This is a genomic window from Bartonella sp. AP88HLJMH (assembly GCF_042195605.1).
GTDB lineage: Bacteria > Pseudomonadota > Alphaproteobacteria > Rhizobiales > Rhizobiaceae > Bartonella.
On the sequence record NZ_JBHIOR010000006.1, the window covers coordinates 1 to 19,588 of the forward strand.

Annotated in this window: 17 protein-coding genes, 2 tRNA genes and 3 pseudogenes; 21 read left to right on the top strand and 1 reads right to left on the bottom strand. The window is 38.3% G+C overall.

Annotation, left to right across the window (positions count from 1 at the left end):
• The 4 genes and pseudogenes from ACFIMA_RS04135 to ACFIMA_RS04150 all read left to right on the top strand — a co-directional run.
• Window positions 1-462 (top strand): annotated as a pseudogene (locus tag ACFIMA_RS04135) (hypothetical protein); the annotation flags it as partial.
• Between the two features lie 2 nt (window positions 463-464).
• Window positions 465-704, top strand: coding sequence for a hypothetical protein (locus ACFIMA_RS04140; RefSeq protein WP_375693144.1), 240 nt, complete (start codon window positions 465-467; stop codon window positions 702-704).
• Between the two features lie 8 nt (window positions 705-712).
• A complete protein-coding gene (locus ACFIMA_RS04145; protein WP_375693143.1) occupies window positions 713-985 on the top strand; it encodes an AAA family ATPase in 273 nt (90 codons plus the stop codon).
• Between the two features lie 166 nt (window positions 986-1,151).
• A pseudogene (locus ACFIMA_RS04150) lies at window positions 1,152-1,503 on the top strand (XRE family transcriptional regulator); the annotation flags it as partial.
• 116 nt (window positions 1,504-1,619) lie between these two features.
• On the opposite strand, the gene ACFIMA_RS04155 reads toward ACFIMA_RS04150, so the two are convergent.
• A tRNA-Val gene (locus ACFIMA_RS04155) sits at window positions 1,620-1,695 on the bottom strand.
• A 173-nt stretch (window positions 1,696-1,868) separates the two neighbouring features.
• Between ACFIMA_RS04155 and ACFIMA_RS04160 the strand changes: the two genes are divergently transcribed.
• From ACFIMA_RS04160 to ACFIMA_RS04240, 17 genes and pseudogenes are all read left to right on the top strand, one after another.
• Window positions 1,869-1,945, top strand: a tRNA-Asp gene (locus tag ACFIMA_RS04160).
• 297 nt (window positions 1,946-2,242) lie between these two features.
• The gene (locus tag ACFIMA_RS04165) at window positions 2,243-2,608 is read left to right on the top strand and encodes an NADH-quinone oxidoreductase subunit A (RefSeq protein ID WP_005773599.1); all 366 of its coding nucleotides are present in this window, start codon (window positions 2,243-2,245) and stop codon (window positions 2,606-2,608) included.
• Window positions 2,599-3,180, top strand: coding sequence for a NuoB/complex I 20 kDa subunit family protein (locus ACFIMA_RS04170; RefSeq protein WP_375606831.1), 582 nt, complete (start codon window positions 2,599-2,601; stop codon window positions 3,178-3,180). The genes ACFIMA_RS04165 and ACFIMA_RS04170 overlap by 10 nt, the downstream gene beginning before the upstream one ends.
• 14 nt (window positions 3,181-3,194) lie before the next feature.
• Entirely contained in the window at window positions 3,195-3,806 is a 612-nt protein-coding gene (locus ACFIMA_RS04175) for an NADH-quinone oxidoreductase subunit C (RefSeq protein WP_375613458.1), read from the top strand.
• Window positions 3,807-3,927: 121 nt separating this feature from the next.
• The gene (locus ACFIMA_RS04180) at window positions 3,928-5,118 is read left to right on the top strand and encodes an NADH-quinone oxidoreductase subunit D (RefSeq protein ID WP_375613457.1); all 1,191 of its coding nucleotides are present in this window, start codon (window positions 3,928-3,930) and stop codon (window positions 5,116-5,118) included.
• Window positions 5,118-5,808 (top strand): annotated as a pseudogene (gene nuoE / locus ACFIMA_RS04185) (NADH-quinone oxidoreductase subunit NuoE). Before ACFIMA_RS04180 ends, nuoE begins: the two are co-directional and overlap by 1 nt.
• Before the next feature lie 129 nt (window positions 5,809-5,937).
• Window positions 5,938-7,242, top strand: coding sequence for an NADH-quinone oxidoreductase subunit NuoF (gene nuoF / locus ACFIMA_RS04190; protein ID WP_375632252.1), 1,305 nt, complete (start codon window positions 5,938-5,940; stop codon window positions 7,240-7,242).
• 68 nt (window positions 7,243-7,310) lie between these two features.
• A complete protein-coding gene (nuoG, locus tag ACFIMA_RS04195; RefSeq protein ID WP_375613455.1) occupies window positions 7,311-9,380 on the top strand; it encodes an NADH-quinone oxidoreductase subunit NuoG in 2,070 nt (689 codons plus the stop codon).
• Between the two features lie 22 nt (window positions 9,381-9,402).
• Window positions 9,403-10,449, top strand: coding sequence for an NADH-quinone oxidoreductase subunit NuoH (gene nuoH, locus ACFIMA_RS04200; protein ID WP_375632259.1), 1,047 nt, complete (start codon window positions 9,403-9,405; stop codon window positions 10,447-10,449).
• 14 nt (window positions 10,450-10,463) lie between these two features.
• On the top strand, window positions 10,464-10,955 hold the full coding sequence (nuoI, locus tag ACFIMA_RS04205; RefSeq protein WP_273723184.1) for an NADH-quinone oxidoreductase subunit NuoI: 492 nt from the start codon (window positions 10,464-10,466) through the stop codon (window positions 10,953-10,955).
• Between the two features lie 94 nt (window positions 10,956-11,049).
• Complete coding sequence (locus ACFIMA_RS04210) at window positions 11,050-11,670, top strand: NADH-quinone oxidoreductase subunit J (protein ID WP_375611880.1); 621 nt, start codon at window positions 11,050-11,052, stop codon at window positions 11,668-11,670.
• Between the two features lie 14 nt (window positions 11,671-11,684).
• Window positions 11,685-11,993: an NADH-quinone oxidoreductase subunit NuoK gene (nuoK, locus tag ACFIMA_RS04215; protein WP_273791275.1), complete on the top strand. Its 309-nt coding sequence runs from the start codon at window positions 11,685-11,687 to the stop codon at window positions 11,991-11,993.
• A 6-nt stretch (window positions 11,994-11,999) separates the two neighbouring features.
• Window positions 12,000-13,964, top strand: a complete 1,965-nt coding sequence (gene nuoL / locus ACFIMA_RS04220; protein WP_375693142.1) for an NADH-quinone oxidoreductase subunit L — start codon at window positions 12,000-12,002, stop codon at window positions 13,962-13,964.
• A complete protein-coding gene (locus ACFIMA_RS04225) occupies window positions 13,964-15,433 on the top strand; it encodes an NADH-quinone oxidoreductase subunit M (RefSeq protein WP_273791287.1) in 1,470 nt (489 codons plus the stop codon). The genes nuoL and ACFIMA_RS04225 overlap by 1 nt, the downstream gene beginning before the upstream one ends.
• A 17-nt stretch (window positions 15,434-15,450) precedes the next feature.
• Window positions 15,451-16,905 (top strand): NADH-quinone oxidoreductase subunit NuoN, encoded by a 1,455-nt coding sequence (gene nuoN / locus ACFIMA_RS04230; RefSeq protein WP_375638390.1) that lies wholly within the window; start codon window positions 15,451-15,453, stop codon window positions 16,903-16,905.
• Window positions 16,905-17,714, top strand: coding sequence for a biotin--[acetyl-CoA-carboxylase] ligase (locus tag ACFIMA_RS04235; protein WP_375677764.1), 810 nt, complete (start codon window positions 16,905-16,907; stop codon window positions 17,712-17,714). Before nuoN ends, ACFIMA_RS04235 begins: the two co-directional genes overlap by 1 nt.
• A gap of 45 nt (window positions 17,715-17,759) precedes the next feature.
• Window positions 17,760-19,436 carry a ribonuclease J gene (locus ACFIMA_RS04240; RefSeq protein WP_375677765.1) on the top strand — a complete coding sequence of 559 codons (1,677 nt, stop codon included), beginning with the start codon at window positions 17,760-17,762 and terminating at the stop codon, window positions 19,434-19,436.
• Window positions 19,437-19,588 lie beyond the last annotated feature (152 nt).

Consider the following 19,588-nt stretch of genomic DNA (forward strand, 5'->3'; position numbering starts at 1 on the left):
GAACTTTATGGACATAGTCGCGGGACAATGACATTGGGGAATATGCTGAATTCTTTCAAACAAGAAGGTGTGCACGGGATAGCCAACGAAAACACGACTATCAATCTCTATGGACCAGCCTTTAATGTTTTAGTTGCATCCGGTCTGTTAGGTTATGTGAGTGATGGCAAACAAACCATTGTTGGCTTTGATGGGAATAGATACGACTTTGTCAGCAGAATTATTGGCGGCAATGGCTATACTTACGAGACAATACCTGCTGGTAGTAGCTGGTGGACAGAAACATGGAACATGTTCACAAATCCTTACAATCTCCATACTTTCGTTGGAGATGCGAGCCAAGCATGTCGGTATGTTTATGGCTCATCCAATCGAGTACAAAATAAGAAAAAAATCTTGGTATTAGTTTTCAGGAAGATATTGTTAATTGTGATGACAACGATGCTGTTAAGCAGCGTATAGGATTGATCAATGGTTATTTAAAGTCAGTAGTGAAAGAAGGTTGGGTGGATATTACTGAAGGGAAGAGCCTTTTTGATGATTGTATAATAGAAAAATCTAATAGTGGTTTTGTAGATTATTGTTTACAAATTAAAGCAAATAACCTCTTTTTTATTTACATGAGAGAAGTAAAGGATTTCGTTGGTTTTTTTGTTTTAAAGTCCTTACAGAAGTTCGCAGGCATAGAAGCAAAAATGGAATAATTTTTTTATTGGATGAGCCAGCAAATAATTTACATATTCATCCACAGAGAAAAATATTAAGCTCCTTACAAACTTTATCGAGCATAAAGGGCAATAAAGTAATTTATTCGACGCATTCCCCTTATCTTATTAACGACGATAATTTAGATAATTTGTTTACTGTACGTAATGAAGCAAATGATTTTGAAGCGCCTCGAATTGTTTGTGAAAGATTTCTGGAATTAACTACATCTACTGAAGAAACTGTGAGGGCTGTTGAGCCTATTGTTCAAAAAACATAGATTACACACCTTGGAACAGGAGCTGATTGGATTATAAAAAAATTTAATGGAGTTGCTGCTAATGCAAAGAAAGTAAATCACATTGCTGATTGCGTGAAACATATTATTGGTGGATAATTTTCTCAGTTTATGCCGTAAAGCTTATACCCTTACGCGTTTTATTTAAATGCTAACACCCTTTGGTAAAATTTTACGGAAACTTCGCATTGATCACTCCGAACGCCTCTTAGATATGGCTAAGAAATTAGACATATCTGTAGGATTTTTATCTTCTGTCGAGATTAGCAAAAAATCTGTTCCTGTAGGACTGGAGGAAAAGATCATAGAGCTTTATGGTTTAGATCAAGAGGCAGCAGAAATTTTGAGAAGAGAATCGGATGCTTGTTGTAAAAGTTTCACTATAAAGTCTTCTGATACATTTAGATGTGAAGCTGTTGGTATGTTTGCTAGACTGATAAACATTATTTCACAAGAAAAGATTTAGAACTATTAAAAAATTGTTAGAGAAAGCTGGCAAAAAGAATACGCTTTGTAAAGGAAATAGTGAAAACCCTATTCCCCTAACTTTATTAAGGCATCCCTCGCAGCAAAAAAGATATGAATTTCAAAAACTTAATAGGAATATAAAGCTATATGGTGGGCGATGAGAGACTCGAACTCCCGACATCCTCGGTGTAAACGAGGCGCTCTACCAGCTGAGCTAATCGCCCAATGCAATGATCAGCAATTGAATGGAGACTATTTAAGGAAGAATTTTTCTAAACGCAAGAATAAAGATGGGATTTGATAATTTTTTTTTAAAATGCAGAATCCTTCTTGACATAAACGCATGAACCCCTTACACGACCGCTTGTACCAAATTAAATTGGTTCGAAAAAAATGCGCGGGTGTAGCTCAGTTGGTTAGAGTGCTGGCCTGTCACGCCGGAGGTCGCGGGTTCGAGCCCCGTCACTCGCGCCATTTCGTGATTCCTTATGAAATTTCCTTTTTAAAATATCCATATGCTATGAGTAATGTGGTGGAGTGTTTGATTGGGAATAGATATGTTTTTTCTTTCTTTTTATATGGTTTATAAGAATAGGGCTTGCGTCTTTCTTTGCTCTGCGTTACCTATGCCGATAAGAAAAGTATCGCTCTGTATGCCTTAGAAGCAGTATGAATAGAGTTAATAGAGCGATTGTTAAATTTGTCTGTTTGGTCTCGCAATATTGAATCATTGTGTTAAACTCAGGCATTTCGTTACGATGGAAGAGGGTTATGGCTTATTTATTGAGCTCTTATTTGCCAGTCTTGATTTTCATTATTGTGTCAGCGGTTATTGCTGGAGTTTTGTTGATTACACCTTACATTGTAGCATATCGTTCCCCCGATCCTGAAAAATTATCGGCTTATGAATGTGGGTTTAATTCATTTAGTGATGCACGCATGAAGTTTGATATTCGTTTCTATTTGGTATCAATTTTATTTATTATTTTTGATCTTGAAGTTGCATTTCTTTTTCCTTGGGCTGTTTCATTCGAATCAATAGGTATGTTTGGCTTTTGGTCGATGATTGTGTTTTTAGCGATTTTGACTATTGGATTTATATATGAATGGAAAAAAGGAGCCCTTGAATGGAATTAAGATCTAATAATTCAACGATTGAGGCTCCAAAACCAAAAGGAATCATTGATCCAAATACTGGTGGGCTGATAGGATCTGACGATAAGTTTTTTCGTGATATCAATGCTGAATTATCAGATAAGGGTTTTTTAGTTACCTCGGCAGATGCTTTGATTACTTGGGCACGTACCGGTTCTTTAATGTGGATGAGTTTTGGTTTGGCTTGTTGTGCTATCGAAATGATGCAATGCTCAATGCCTCATTATGATAATGAGCGTTTTGGATATGCACCACGAGCTTCACCCCGCCAGTCAGATGTGATGGTGGTGGCAGGTACTCTGACAAATAAGATGGCTCCTGCTTTAAGAAAAGTGTACGATCAGATGCCAGAGCCACGTTATGTGATTTCTATGGGATCATGTGCAAACGGTGGGGGATATTATCATTATTCCTATTCAGTAGTGCGGGGATGTGATCGTATCGTGCCTGTCGATATATATGTCCCAGGGTGTCCACCTACAGCAGAGGCATTATTATACGGCATATTGTTGCTACAGAAAAAAATCCGTCGTACCGGATCCATAGAGCGATAGAGAGTTTTCTTGTCATGGTGGATGAAACATTGGTTGAGCTTGCTGCTTATTTGGAAAACAAATTAAAAAATAAGCTTGAAGAGACTGTTCTTGCTTTTGGTGAATTGACCATTGTGGCACGTCTTGATGCAATTATCGATGTCTTAATGTTTGTTCGTGATGATTCTCGCTGTCAATTTATTAATCTTACAGACATTAGTGGTGTGGATTATCCTTCTCGCGATAAGCGCTTTGATGTTTCTTACCAATTGTTATCTCCTCGTGAGAATTTACGCTTACGTGTAAAAGTTCGTACAGATGAAAATACTCCTGTTGCTTCAGCTTGTACGGTTTATCCTGGCGCAGAGTGGTATGAACGTGAAACGTATGATATGTATGGGATTTTATTTTCAGGACATCCGGATTTGAGACGGATTTTAACAGATTATGGGTTTGAAGGATATCCTTTACGCAAAGACTTTCCTGTGACAGGATTTGTTGAATGCCGTTATGATAATGAAGCAAAGAGGGTGATTTATGAGCCTGTTGTTTTGCGCCAAGAGATGCGTAATTTTGATTTTCTTTCTCCTTGGGAAGGAGGACAGTATACTTTGCCATGTGATGGGAAAGCAGATGAAAAAAAATAATATTGGTTTTGATAAGGCATTATATTAGGGTACTGTATTTCTTAAATAATTAAATATTTTTTAGCGTGATAGATTTTTTTGATATTTGATATGAAGTTTTTTAAAAAGCAAGGGGTTGATTGTGGCTGAGGTCAATGTTCGAAACTTTAATATCAATTTTGGTCCGCAGCATCCTGCGGCGCATGGGGTTTTGCGCATGGTTCTGGAGCTGGACGGTGAAGTTGTTGAGCGTGTAGATCCACATATTGGGTTGTTGCATCGCGGTACTGAAAAATTAATGGAAACAAAGACTTATCTCCAAGCTGGTCCTTATCTAGATCGTTTGGATTATGTTGCTCCTATGAATCAGGAACATGCTTTTGTTCTTGCTATTGAAAAGTTATTAGATATAAAAGTTCCTAAAAGAGGGCAATTAATACGTGTTTTGTTTTCTGAAATTGGGCGTATTCTTAATCATTTGCTTAATGTAACGACACAGGCAATGGATGTTGGTGCTTTAACACCACCGCTTTGGGGATTTGAGCAACGTGAAAGATTGATGATTTTTTATGAGCGCGCCTGTGGTGCTCGTCTTCATGCAAATTATTTTCGTCCTGGTGGCGTGCATCAAGATTTACCAGAATCTTTAGTTGAGGATATTGGTGATTTTATTGATCCATTTCTTGTTTCTCTCGGAAAACTTGACGCGCTTGTGACCCCAAATCGGATTTTTAAGCAGCGTAATGTGGATATTGGCGTTGTAAGTATTGATGAAGCTTGGGCACGCGGTTTTTCTGGGGTTATGATTCGTGGAGCTGGTGTTCCATGGGATTTGCGTAAAAGTCAGCCTTATGAATGTTACGATGAAATGGAATTCGATATTCCTATAGGTAAAAATAGCGATTGTTATGATCGCTATCTTATTCGTATGGAAGAAATGCGTCAATCAGCGAAAATTATGCGCCAATGTGTGGAACGTTTACTGAGTACTGAAAAAAATGGACCAGTTTCGAGCTTGGATCGCAAAATTGTACCACCGACGCGGAGTGAAATGAAAAGCTCGATGGAAGCACTGATTCATCACTTTAAACTCTATACGGAAGGTTTTCATACACCTCCTGGAGAAGTATATGTTGCTGTGGAAGCTCCGAAGGGTGAGTTTGGTGTTTATCTTGTTTCTGATGGAACCAATAAGCCTTATCGTGTCAAGTTGCGTGCTCCTGGGTTTGCTCATCTCCAAGCTATGGATTTTTTAACCAGAGGTCATATGTTAGCAGATGCTACAGCTATTTTGGGTTCGATTGATATTGTTTTTGGGGAGGTTGATCGCTAATGTCCGTACGCCGTCTTGCAGATGATGTTTATCAGCCCGCTGAGTTTTCTTTTACAAAAGAAAATCAGATATGGGTAAAAAATACCATAAAAAAATATCCTGCAGGGCGTGAGCAATCTGCTGTAATTCCATTATTAATGCGTGCTCAAGAGCAAGATGGTTGGGTGACACGTGCAGCGATTGAGCATATTGCTCAGATTCTTTCCATGGCTTATATCCGTGTCTTAGAAGTTGCTACTTTTTATACTCAGTTTCAGCTTAAGCCTGTTGGAACAAAAGCGCATATTCAAGTTTGTGGTACAACGCCTTGTATGTTACGTGGTTCTGATGAATTGATTAAAGTTTGTCAGAAAAAAATTCATCATGAACCTTTTGCGACCAATCAGGATGGAACCTTATCATGGGAAGAGGTGGAGTGTCTTGGTGCTTGTGTGAATGCTCCGATGGTTATGATTTTTAAAGATACTTATGAAGATCTTACAGCTGAACGCCTTGAAGAAATTATTGATGCATTTGAAGCAGGTAAGGGTTCTGAGATAGCGGTTGGTCCGCAAAATAGTCGTAAATCGTCGGAACCGATTAGTGGTTTAACTTCTCTTATTGATGATGAGAAAGAAAAAAAGATCTCTCAAGTCTTCACCAAAAAAGGATAAGGAAAGAATGGGGAACATAATTAAGTATTTTTCTTGAGAAAATATTTTATTATTCTACCCATGACGGCAACATTTAACGAAAAGTAAGAAGTCTTGAAAAGATATTTAAAAACTGCATTTGAGGAAAAACGGAAAATGCTATGGGTAATAGAAAAAAAGGTGGGGTATGCTAACTGATAAAGATCGTATCTTCACCAATATTTATGGTTTAAAAGACAAATCATTAAAGGCTGCGATGTTGCGTGGGCATTGGAATGGTCTGAAAGAAATGATTGACAAAGGTCGTGATTGGATCATTGATGAAGTGAAGGCATCGGGTTTACGCGGTCGTGGTGGTGCTGGTTTTCCTACTGGAATGAAGTGGTCCTTTATGCCAAAGCAGAATGATGGGCGTCCTCATTATTTGGTTGTCAATGCCGATGAATCTGAACCTGGAACTTGTAAAGACCGTGATATTTTACGTCATGACCCCCACACTTTGATTGAAGGATGTGCAATCGCTACTTTTGCTATGGGAGCCAATGTTGCTTTTATTTATATTCGTGGTGAATATATTCGTGAACGTGAAGCGCTTCAAGCTGCCGTTGATGAATGCTATGATGCGGGTTTACTTGGCAAAAAAACGAAATATGGGCATGCTTGTGATATTGTTATTCATCATGGAGCGGGTGCTTATATTTGTGGTGAAGAAACAGCTCTTCTTGAAAGTCTTGAGGGAAAAAAGGGACAACCTCGGCTTAAACCACCATTTCCTGCCAATATGGGGATTTATGGCTGTCCAACAACAGTAAATAATGTAGAGTCTATTGCCGTTGTTCCAACGATTTTGCGGCGGGGTGCTTCGTGGTTTTCATCAATCGGACGAGCAAATAATGTTGGAACGAAATTATTTATGGTTTCAGGGCATGTTAATGCACCTTGTACATTTGAAGACGCTCTTGGTGTTTCATTCCGTGAATTAATTGAAAAACATACGGGTGGTGTTCGTGGTGGATGGAATAATCTTTTAGCAGTTATTCCAGGGGGGGCTTCTTGTCCAGTCGTTCGTGGTGAGGATATGATCGATGCGATCATGGATTTTGATGGGATGCGAGATGTCGGGTCTTCTTTTGGCACAGGGGGAATGATTGTTATGGATAAATCAACCGATATTATCAAGGCAATTTGGCGTATAGCTGCTTTTTTCAAGCACGAGAGTTGTGGTCAGTGTACACCGTGTCGTGAGGGGACGGGATGGATGATGCGTCTTTTAGGGCGTATGGTTGAGGGAAGAGCGCAAAAACGCGAGATTGATCTTTTGTTTGAAGTGTCTAAACAGGTTGAAGGACACACTATTTGTGCGCTTGGTGATGCTGCCGCATGGCCTGTACAGGGGTTAATACGTAATTTTCGTCCGGAAATCGAGCGTAGAATTGATGAATACACGCGAAATGTAGTCCAAAGCAAAAATATTGCTTTAGAAGCGGTTTAATAAAGGATTTTGTTTTAAGAGCAACCGAATGCAAATTTTAAGTGGGTTATCCGCAGGTTGGATGGGTGATGATAAATATCAAAGTTGATGGCAAAGAGATTGAAGTTCCTGATTACTACACGTTGCTTCAGGCTGCTGAGGCGGCTGGGGCAGAAATTCCACGTTTTTGTTTTCATGAATCTTTGTCAATTGCTGGAAATTGTCGTATGTGTTTAGTTGAGGTTAAGGGTGGTCCACCAAAACCTCAGGCTTCTTGTGCTATGGGGGTTCGTGATTTACGATTAGGGCCTAACGGTGAGGCACCTGAGATTTTTACCAATACACCGATGGTAAAAAAAGCACGTGAAGGTGTTATGGAATTTCTTCTCATTAATCATCCTTTGGATTGTCCAGTGTGTGATCAAGGGGGAGAGTGTGATCTTCAAGATCAAGCAATGCTTTATGGACGAGATTGTTCTCGTTATACAGAAAATAAACGTGCTGTAGAAGATAAATATATTGGACCTCTTGTCAAAACTGTTATGACACGGTGTATTCATTGTACACGGTGTGTTCGTTTTACAACGGAAGTTGCAGGTATTTCTGAGCTTGGTTTGATCGGTCGTGGTGAAGATGCTGAAATTACGACGTATCTTGAAAAAGCTATGACATCTGAATTACAGGGAAATGTTATTGATCTTTGTCCAGTGGGAGCTCTAACTTCAAAACCTTATGCGTTTCATGCCCGTCCGTGGGAATTGGTAAAAACGGAATCGATTGATGTGATGGATGCGCTTGGTAGTGCTATCCGTATTGATAGCCGCGGCCGTGAAGTTATGCGGATTATGCCGCGTACGAATGAAGATGTAAATGAGGAATGGATCTCTGATAAAACGCGTTTTATTTGGGATGGATTACGGACTCAGCGGCTTGATAAGCCATATGTACGCAAAGATGGAAAGCTTCAACCTGTCAGTTGGACAGAAGCTTTTGCAAAAATTAAAATGGTAATCTCTAAAATTTTTCCAGAAAAAATTGGAGCCATTGCGGGGGATCTTGCTTCTGTTGAAGAAATGTATGCCCTTAAAGCATTATTGAGTTCTTTGGGCTCAACGCTTTTTGATTGTCGTCAAAGAGGGGGGGCTTTATCGCCAGAGTTTGGGCGCTCGAGTTATATTTTTAATCCTACAATTGTAGGTATTGAACAGGCTGATGCACTGCTTATTGTGGGATCTAATCCACGTCATGAAGCAGCTGTTTTAAATGCGCGTATTTTAAAGCGCCAACGGATGGGCAATTTTCCTATTGCATTAATTGGAGAGAAAGTCGATTTACGTTATCCTTATTCTTACCTTGGATCTGGGAGTGATACATTAACGACACTTATTCGTGGAGAGGATGTTTTTTTTAATGTCTTAAAAGAAGCGAAGAGGCCCCTTATTCTTATCGGAGAGGGAGCGGTTTCAGGAAGTGAAGGTTTATCTGTTTTAAAAAGTCTTGCTAAATTAGCTGATAATATAGGTGCTCTTAGTGAGACATGGAATGGGTTTGGGGTTCTTCATAATGCAGCATCGATTGTTGGAGGGTTGGACATAGGCTTTACTTCTAAGCTTGGGGTTGCAAATATACTTAAAACCTGTGAAGTTCTATTTTTGCTTGGTGCTGATGAAGTAGAATTAGCCAATACAAAAGCTTTTACAGTTTATATTGGGAGCCATGGTGATAATGGTGCACATGCTGCTGACGTTATTTTGCCTGCATCTGCTTACACTGAAAAATCAGGGCTTTATGTGAATACAGAAGGACGTGTTCAAATGACAAATCGGGCTGGTTTTGCTCCAGGTGAAGCAAAAGAAGATTGGGCTATTTTGCGTGCTTTATCGGATATTTTAGGACAAAAGCTCCCTTTTGATTCTCTTTCTCAATTAAGGCAATGCTTGTTTAATGATTATCCACACCTTTGTGCTGTTGATGATATAGTGCCTTCTGATATAAGTGGTCTTAAGGCGCTTGGTTCAAAAATGGTTTCTCTCGAGAGTCAAGCATTTACTTCTATGGTTAAAGATTTTTATTTAACAAATCCGATAGCACGTGCTTCTGCTGTTATGGCTGAATGTTCATCTCTTGCAAAAAACCGTGCTACACAAACAGTAAAGTAAGGGCAAAGGAAAAGGAATAATGATGTATGATTTCTTTATGACTTGGCTGTTGCCATTACTCATTATAATCGGAAAAACACTTCTTCTTTTGGTCGTTCTTTTGGTCTTAGTTGCTTATCTTCTTTATGCAGATAGAAAAATTTGGGCAGCGGTACAATTGCGTCGTGGACCAAACGTTGTTGGACCGTGGGGTTTGTTACAGTCTTTTGCAGATTTAATTAAATTTGTTGTTAAGGAGCCTATTATCCCTGCAGGTGCAAATAAGGGTGTTTTTCTTTTGGCTCCTTTTGTTTCAGCGACACTTGCTTTATCAACTTGGGCTGTTATTCCTGTCAATGAGGGTTGGGAGATTGCAAAGATTAATGTTGGCTTGCTTTATATTTTAGCCATTTCATCTCTTGAAGTTTATGGTGTTATTATGGGGGGATGGGCATCAAATTCAAAATATCCTTTCTTAGGAGCTCTTCGTTCGGCGGCACAAATGGTTTCTTATGAAGTTTCCATTGGTTTTGTGCTTGTGACTGTCATTTTAATAAGTGGTTCGTTAGATCTCACAACAATTGTTTTTAAACAAACGCACGGGCTTGGTACAACTCTTGGTCTTCCTTTTAACAGTTTTCTCGATTGGAATTGGTTGGTCCTTTTTCCAATGTTTATTATATTTTTTATTTCTGCGCTTGCAGAGACAAATCGTCCTCCATTCGATTTGGTGGAAGCAGAATCTGAACTTGTTGCTGGTCATATGGTAGAATATTCTTCAACGCCTTACATGCTCTTCTTTCTAGGTGAATATGTTGCGATTGTTTTAATGTGCGCATTAACAACCATTCTATTTTTAGGCGGTTGGCTGCCTCCCTTAGATGTTTGGTGGCTTAATTGGGTTCCTGGTATCATTTGGTTTGTTTTAAAAGTCTGTTTTGTATTTTTTTGGTTTGCTATGGTTAAAGCATTTGTTCCACGTTATCGCTATGATCAGCTCATGCGGCTTGGTTGGAAGGTTTTTCTTCCTCTCTCACTAGCAATGGTTGTGATAACTGCTGCTTTTTTAAAGTTTACGGATTTCGTTTAAGAGGAGATTTTACGATGTCAGGTTTTATTCAGGCGGCAAAGTCACTTCTTCTATTGGAATTTGTGAGTGCTTTTTTCTTAGCTATGCGTCAATTTTTTTCACCAAAACCCACGATTAATTATCCTTATGAAAAAGGTTTTGTATCTCAGCGTTTTCGTGGTGAGCATGCATTGCGTCGCTATCCAAATGGTGAAGAACGGTGTATTGCTTGTAAATTATGTGAAGCGATTTGTCCTGCTCAAGCGATTACAATTGAAGCTGGGCCACGGCGCAATGATGGTACACGTAGAACTGTCCGTTATGATATAGACATGGTTAAATGTATCTACTGTGGTTTTTGTCAAGAAGCCTGTCCGGTTGAGGCTATTGTCGAAGGTCCAAATTTTGAGTTTGCGACGGAAACACGTGAAGAACTTTATTATGATAAAGAAAAACTTTTATTGAATGGAGATCGCTGGGAGCGAGAAATTGCTCGAAATATATTGATGGATGCGCCTTATCGTTAAGTGTATCGTTAAATGAGGTGTCGGATATTTTTCCGATAAATTGTAATCTGGTATGAAGTTTATACCAATTGTTTGAATAATTAAGGAGAAGCCTATGCTAACAGATCTAGCGGCGGCATTTTTCTATTTGTTTGCTTTTATTATGCTAACAAGTGCAGTTATTGTTATTACAGCACGCAATCCAGTGCATTCTGTTTTGTTTTTAATCCTCGCATTTTTTAATGCAGCAGCTTTGTTTTTACTTGCAGGAGCAGAGTTTTTAGGGCTTATTCTGCTTGTTGTGTATGTTGGAGCTGTCGCTGTTTTATTTTTATTTGTCGTTATGATGCTTGACGTTGATTTTGCTGAGTTAAAGAGTGGAACTCTTCGGTATGCTCCTATTGGAGCTCTTATTGGTGTTATTATCGCTGTAGAATTGATTGTTGTTTTTATGAGTAGCTATTTTTCTCCAGTCTTGAGAACGCATGTTACGCAACCAATGCCAGATTTAGCGCAGCGAACAAATACACAAGCATTAGGTGATATTCTCTATACGGATTATGTTTTCTATTTTCAAATTGCTGGAATGATTTTATTGGTTGCAATGATTGGAGCTATTGTTTTAACACTTCGTCATAAATTAGGAGTAAAGCGGCAATCTATTGCGGAGCAAGTTTCTAGAACGGTAGAAAGTGCCATTGAAATCAAACAAGTTGAATCAGGCAAAGGTATGTAAGGGGGGCTATGCAGATGTATATTGATATTACACATTATCTCACTGTTTCTGCTTTGATGTTTACAATTGGTATTGCTGGAATTTTTCTCAACAGAAAAAATGTGATTATTATCTTGATGTCCATTGAGCTTATATTGCTTTCAGTTAATCTCAATTTTGTTGCATTTTCAGCATTTCTTCATGATCTCGTTGGTCAGGTATTCGCTTTATTTGTCTTAACCGTAGCAGCTGCTGAAGCTGCCATTGGTTTAGCAATTCTGGTCGTTTTTTTCCGTAATCGTGGTTCCATTGCGGTTGAAGATGTTAATGTAATGAAAGGCTAACCAGTGATGTATTATACGATTGTCTTTCTTCCGCTTTTGGGTTTTTTAATTGCTGCACTAGGTGGAAAAACGATAGGAGATCGTGCGAGTGAATTGATAACATGTAGCTTTATGGTTGTTGTTGCCATATTATCGTGGATAGCATTTTTCAGTACTGCACTTGGTCATATTCCAGCGATTGATGTATTGGTATTACATTGGATGACTGTTGGTGACTTAAGCTTTAATTGGGCTTTACATGTTGATGCATTAACAGCTGTCATGCTTATTGTTGTGAATAGTGTTTCGGCATTGGTGCATATTTATTCAATTGGTTATATGCACCATGACCCTTCAAGGTCTCGTTTTTTTTCTTATCTTTCTTTGTTTACATTTATGATGCTTATGTTGGTCACATCCAATAATTTGATTCAGATGTTTTTTGGATGGGAAGGTGTCGGACTTGCTTCTTATTTACTCATTGGTTTTTGGTTTCAGCGCGATTCTGCTAATAAGGCCGCAATGAAAGCTTTTGTAGTTAACCGTGTTGGAGACTTTGGTTTTCTCTTAGGAATCTTTAGTATTTTTGTTTTGTTCCAATCGGTTGATTTTGCCTCTATTTTTGCAAAAGCTGCCGACAAGAGCTTTATACAAAATATGACATTTTTAGATTGGCAATTTGATGGGCAGACGGCAATTACCATTACATGTCTTTTATTATTTATTGGTGCGATGGGAAAATCCGCACAATTTCTTTTACATACTTGGCTGCCTGATGCAATGGAAGGGCCAACCCCTGTATCAGCGCTTATTCATGCCGCTACAATGGTAACGGCTGGTGTTTTTATGATTGCGCGTATGTCGCCAATTTTTGAACTTTCTTCAACTGCTTTGACCGTGATTATTATTGTTGGTGCAACAACAGCGTTTTTTGCAGCAACTGTGGGGTTGGTGCAGAATGATATTAAGCGTGTTATTGCTTATTCTACATGCTCTCAACTTGGTTATATGTTTGTGGCATTAGGTGTTGGAGCTTATGGCGCTGCTGTCTTTCATCTTTTTACGCATGCTTTTTTTAAAGCCTTATTGTTTCTTGGTGCAGGTTCTGTGATTCATGCTGTATCTGATGAACAAGATATGCGAAAAATGGGTGGGTTACGCAAACATATAAAGGTCACCTATTGGATGATGATGGTCGGGACCATTGCCTTGACCGGAGTTGGAATTCCAGGAACACTTTTCGGGACTGCAGGTTTTTTCTCAAAAGATGCGATTATAGAGTCTACTTTTGCATCTCATAATATTGCTTCAGGATATGCTTTTTATCTTCTTGTTTTTGCTGCCTTTTTAACAAGTTTCTATTCATGGCGACTTATCTTTATGACATTCCATGGTAAACCACGGGCAACAGTTGATGTGATGCATCATGTTCATGAATCGCCTCCAGTTATGTTGATTCCACTCTTTCTTTTATCCATTGGAGCAATATTTTCTGGTGTCGTTTTCCAACCTTACTTTTTTGGTGACTTGTATAATGCTTTTTGGAAGGGAGCATTGTTTACAAGCAGCCATAATCATATTCTTCATGATGCTCACCATGTTTTTAATTGGGTAAAATGGTCGCCTTTTATAGCAATGATTCTTGGGTTTATGTTGGCTTATTTATTTTATATTGTGGCTCCCTCTCTTCCCAAGAAAATGGCGCGTATTATGCCAGGAGTGTATCACTTTCTTTACCAAAAGTGGTATTTCGATCAATTATATAACTTTTTATTTGTTCGTCCTACCTTTAGAATTGGTTCTTTTCTTTGGAAAGTGGGAGACGGTAAGATTATTGATGGTCTAGGTCCCAATGGTATTGCAGCGCGTGTTGTTGATATTACAAATAGAGTTGTTCGAATGCAAACAGGCTATCTTTACCACTATGCATTTGCAATGCTTATCGGCGTTGCATTGCTCATTACATGGATGATGATCGGGGGCGTAAACTAATGACCGATTGGCCTATTCTTTCTACGGTTACATTTTTGCCGCTTGTTGGTGTTCTTCTGATTTTGTTTATCAAAGATGATAGTGAAGTAGCACGCCATAATATACGTAATGTCGCATTTTTTACGACTCTATTTGTTTTTATTATTTCTTTAATTATTTGGATAGGATTTGATTCTAGCAACCAAAATTTTCAAATGGTTGAAAAATCCAGTTGGTTAGGGGGTGGTATTAGCTATCATATGGGGGTCGATGGTATTTCTATTCTTTTTGTTGTTCTCTCGGCTTTTCTTTTGCCTTTCTGTATTTTAGCAAGTTGGGAGAATGTTAAAGAGAGATTAAAAGCCTATATGATTGCGTTTCTTCTTCTAGAAGTTGCGATTATTGGTGTTTTTTGTGCTCTTGATGCAATGCTATTCTATGTTTTTTTTGAAGGCAGCCTCATTCCAATGTTTATCATTATAGGTGTATGGGGAGGAGCACGTCGTGTTTATGCAAGTATAAAGTTTTTCTTATATACTTTACTTGGTTCAGTGCTTATGCTGGTTGCTCTTATGGTTATGTATTGGGAGGCTGGGACACTTGATATACCAACTTTACTCAATTATCAGTTTCCTGCTCATATGCAAATATGGTTATGGCTTGCATTTTTTGCTTCTTTCGCAGTTAAAATGCCAATGTGGCCAGTTCATACATGGCTCCCTGATGCTCACGTAGAAGCACCGACAGCGGGTTCTGTTATTTTAGCTGGTGTCTTACTTAAATTAGGTGGGTATGGTTTTCTTCGTTTTTCTTTGCCTATGTTTCCTATCGCTTCAGCAGATTTTGCGCCTTTTGTTTTCACATTATCGCTTATCGCTATTATTTATACATCACTGGTTGCACTTGTTCAAAGTGACATCAAAAAACTTATTGCATATTCCTCAATAGCGCATATGGGATATGTAACGATGGGTATTTTTGCTGCGAATGAACAGGGGATACAAGGGGCTATTTATCAGATGCTATCCCATGGAATTGTTTCAGCAGCATTGTTTCTTTGTGTTGGGGTTATCTATGATCGCTTGCATACACGTGAAATTTCAGCGTTTGGTGGTTTAGTGAATAATATGCCTAAATATGCTGTTGTTTTCTTAATTTTCACTATGGCAAATGTTGGTTTGCCTGGAAGCTCAGGATTTTTGGGTGAATTTTTAACCTTAATAGGTGTTTTTCAAGTAAATAAATTGGTTGTTGTTTTAGCAACAACAGGTGTTATCTTATCGGCAGCCTATGCCCTTTATCTTTATCGGCGTGTGGTTTTTGGTTCCTTGGATAAAGAGAATTTAAAAGTATTAATAGATCTTTCTTTAAGAGAAAAATTCCTCCTTTATCCAATGGTTATTCTTACAATATTCTTTGGTATCTATCCAACGCCTATTCTTAAGGCAACGGCGTTTTCCGTAGAAACCCTCATCAATAAACTGCACTAGATAAGGGAAGAATGCACATGCAAACTGAAATAATAGCGCAATTAGTCTTAATTCTTCCAGAGCTTTTAATTGCATTAGGAGCTGTCGTGCTGCTTATGATTGGTGTTTATTCCAATACACGTGCTTCTTTAACAGTGACAGGTTTAGCTATGGCACTTCTTGTGGCAACCATTATTATTCTTATAGTTTTTCCGAAAAATGGTTCATTTCAAACCAATGCGCTCGTTATCGATTCCTTTAGTCGTTATATGAAAATTTTAATGCTTATTGGTGCACTCTTTTCTCTTATCATGTCTGTTGGTTTTGCCAATGCACAAAAGTTTAATATATTTGAGTTTCCAGTACTTGTTCTTTTAGCAACCCTTGGAATGATGTTTATGATTTCAGCGGGTAATATGCTGTCGCTTTATATGGGGTTAGAGCTGCAATCTTTAGCTTTATATGTTTTAGCAGCGATTAATCGTAATAATGTAAAATCTTCTGAAGCCGGTATAAAATACTTTGTTTTAGGAGCATTATCTTCAGGGTTGCTTCTTTATGGTATTTCTTTGCTTTATGGTTTTACCGGTCAAATTGGTTTTCACGAAATTGCTCTTGCTTTAAAGGGCAAAAATGTACAATTGGGGGTCATTTTTGGAATTGTCTTTATTTTAGCTGGTTTGGCTTTCAAAATTTCTGCTGTTCCGTTTCATATGTGGACACCTGATGTTTATGAAGGAGCGCCCACACCGATTACAGCATTTTTTGCTGGTGCCCCTAAAGTTGCTGCAATGGCTTTAATCATCCGTATTATTGTGGTGACCTTTATTCCCCTAGGGCGTGTTGATAACGTGATGCCTGCATGGCAACAAATTTTGGTGTTCATGGCGATTACATCAATGATACTGGGTGCTTTTGCTGCAATCGGTCAGAATAATATTAAGCGCTTAATGGCTTATTCGTCGATCAGTCATATGGGTTATGCACTTGTTGGTTTATCTGCTGGAGATATGCTTGGGATAAAAAGCGTTATCCTTTATATGACTATTTATCTTGGAATGACGCTTGGTTCATTTGCCTTTATTCTTGGAATGCGCTCTCAGAATGGAAATGTTGAAAATATTTATGATCTTTCAGGGTTAGCAAAGACGAATCCGTTTATGGCTGTTGTGATGACAATACAGCTTTTTTCTTTAGCAAGCATACCTCCTATGGCTGGTTTTTTTGGAAAGTGGTATACATTTTCTGCTGCTGTCCACGCTGGACTTACGCCACTTGCTGTCGTTGGGATGATAGCGTCTGTCGTTGGGGCTTTTTACTATTTGAGAGTCATTAAAATTATGTGGTTTGATGATGCAAAAGCGCATTTTGTTGCTTTATCGAAAGAGCTTCAATTTTGTCTTGGTCTTTCTGTATTCTTTATTTTATTTTACGCGCTTTTTGGAGTTTGGTTCGCTGAGCTAGCAGAAAAAGCAGCAACAGCATTGTTTTAATGAATATGGTTTATACTTTATCAGATTTTGCACAAAAACAGGGATACACTGTTGAAGCGTACGATAGTGTTGATTCAACAAATCTCATTGCGCAACGAAAAGCGCAAACTGGTCATCAAGGTAATCTTTGGATTGTTGCACAAGAACAATCACAGGGAAGAGCAAGAAGAGGGAGGACTTGGTCTAGTCCAAAAGGGAACCTTTATTCTAGTCTTTTATTAATTGATGATATTGTTCATCAAACTGCGGCTCAACTTGGTTTTGTTGCTGGAGTAAGTGTGGCAGAGGCAATAAAACAATTGATAAAAGAGGAAAAGCAGACAAACAATATTGTGAGCTTAAAATGGCCAAACGATATTTTGCTCAGAGGAGAAAAAAGCTCTGGAGTTTTGCTTGAGATTTTAAAATTGTCATCACAACAATATGCCTTGGTTATTGGTATTGGAATAAATGTGAAATATAATTATGAAGATGCACCCTATTCCACTTCAAGCTTAAAGAATATCGGTTTGCGTATTGATGCAGAACAATTATTTACGGTTTTGACGGAGTGTTTTTCTAAAAATTACCTTCTTTGGAAACAGCCAAAAGGATGTGAAATAATCCGAAAAAAATGGCTTTTATATTCCGCTCATCTTGGGAAACATGTCAAAGTGGTGAATGATGAAAAAGTCATTGAGGGTATTTTTGATGGTCTTGATAGTGATTTTAACTGCATCATAAAGCAAAAAGACGGTCAGACAGCCATTATAACAGCTGGGGATGTTCATTTTGGTTTGGCTGATTCTGTTAATGCAGGCCGTTATTGAAAAATTATTTTATCATCAAATACCTTAATGATTTGGGAGATGTTTATGGTTGCAGCCAATAGATGTGAATTTGTTTTTTTACCTCTGGGAGGTGTAGGTGAAATAGGGATGAATTTAGCTGCTTACGGATTTGGTCCCCAATATCTTCGTGAATGGCTGCTGGTTGATATGGGGATTAGTTTTGCTGGTTCTGAATTACCAGGTGTCGATCTTGTTTTGCCTGATATTCGTTTTCTAGAAAGTGAAAAACACAATATACGGGGTCTTGTTTTAACACATGCACATGAAGATCATTATGGGGCCGTTCTTGATTTATGTCCAAAGTTACAAGTGCCGATTTACTGTACGCCTTTTACGGCAGGATTATTGGAAACTAAAAAACAATTAGATTTTGAATCTCAAAAAATTTTACTCAATATTTTTCAAGCTGGTGATTGTTTTCAGGTAGGTTCCTTTGCTGTAGAGGCTATAGCCGTTAACCATTCAATACCAGAATCTGTATCTTTAGCAATTACAACTTCTTTGGGGACTGTGATTCATACTGGTGATTGGAAAATTGATCATACCCCTTCACTCGGGGCTGTAACTGATGAAAAAAGATTTCGTGCTTTAGGCAAAAAAGGTATTTTAGCATTACTTTGTGATTCTACAAATGCATGTCGGGATGGTATATCTCCTTCAGAACAGCAAGTTCAAGCCAGTCTTTCAGAGATTATTTCTAAAGCTGAAGGGCGCGTTGCGATAGCAACTTTTTCTTCTAATATTGGTCGGATACGTTCTATTGCTCTTGCAGCTGAAGCTGCTGGACGTAAGGTGCTTGTCATTGGGCGTTCCCTTAAGCGAAGTATTATGGTTGCACAAGAGCTTGGTTATATGAATGGTTTAGCACCATTTGTAACGGAAGATGATTATGGCTACATCTCGCGAAAAGATCTTGTTTTAATTGTCACAGGGAGCCAAGGTGAGCCATGTGCTGCTTTGGCTAAACTGTCACGTGATGGAATGAAAAATATTGCACTTTCCACTGGTGATACCGTTATTTATTCATCACGAAGTATTCCAGGAAACGAAAAAGCGATTATTGAGGTACAAAATCGTTTCATTGATTTGGGTATTAAAATTATTACGAATGAAGATGCACTTGTTCATGTTTCAGGTCATCCCCGTCGTTCAGAACTTTTACAGATGTATGATTGGATAAAGCCACAAATACTTGTCCCTGTACATGGGGAAGCAATGCATCTTAAGGCTCAGGCAACTTTAGCACGTCAAGCGGGTATTAAAACTGTTATGGATATCAGAAATGGCCATATGTTACGTCTTGCACCAGAGCCTGTAGAAGTTATTGATCAAGTTCCTGTTGGCCGCATCTATAAGGATGGTTGCCTAATTGGAGATGAAGATGAATTAGGGATTCGTGAACGCCGCAAACTAAGTTATGCTGGTCATGTTACTATTTCTCTCCATATAAATAGTAAGCATGAATTATTAGGGGATATAGGTCTAACAACATTCGGGTTACCTGAAAGTAATGGAAAGGGGGAAAGTTTAAAAGATATTCTTTTAAATATCGTAGAAAATACAGTTTATAATATCCCACGCATGAAACAGAAAAATAATGAACTTATTCGAGAGGCAACACGACGTGCAGTAAGAGCGGCTGTTCATGAAATTTGGCAAAAAAAACCTATCTGTACAGTTTTTTTACATCGGTCAAAATAAAAGAACTTTCCTATTACGTTATTTAAAAAGAGAAGAGCATTTTTATTTTATTGCTAAATAAGAAAAATAGAGAATAAAGCACAATAAATTTTTAAATGATAAGATCGTTATATTTGCAAGTATTCAGAATGCGGCTATAGATGAATAGAGGG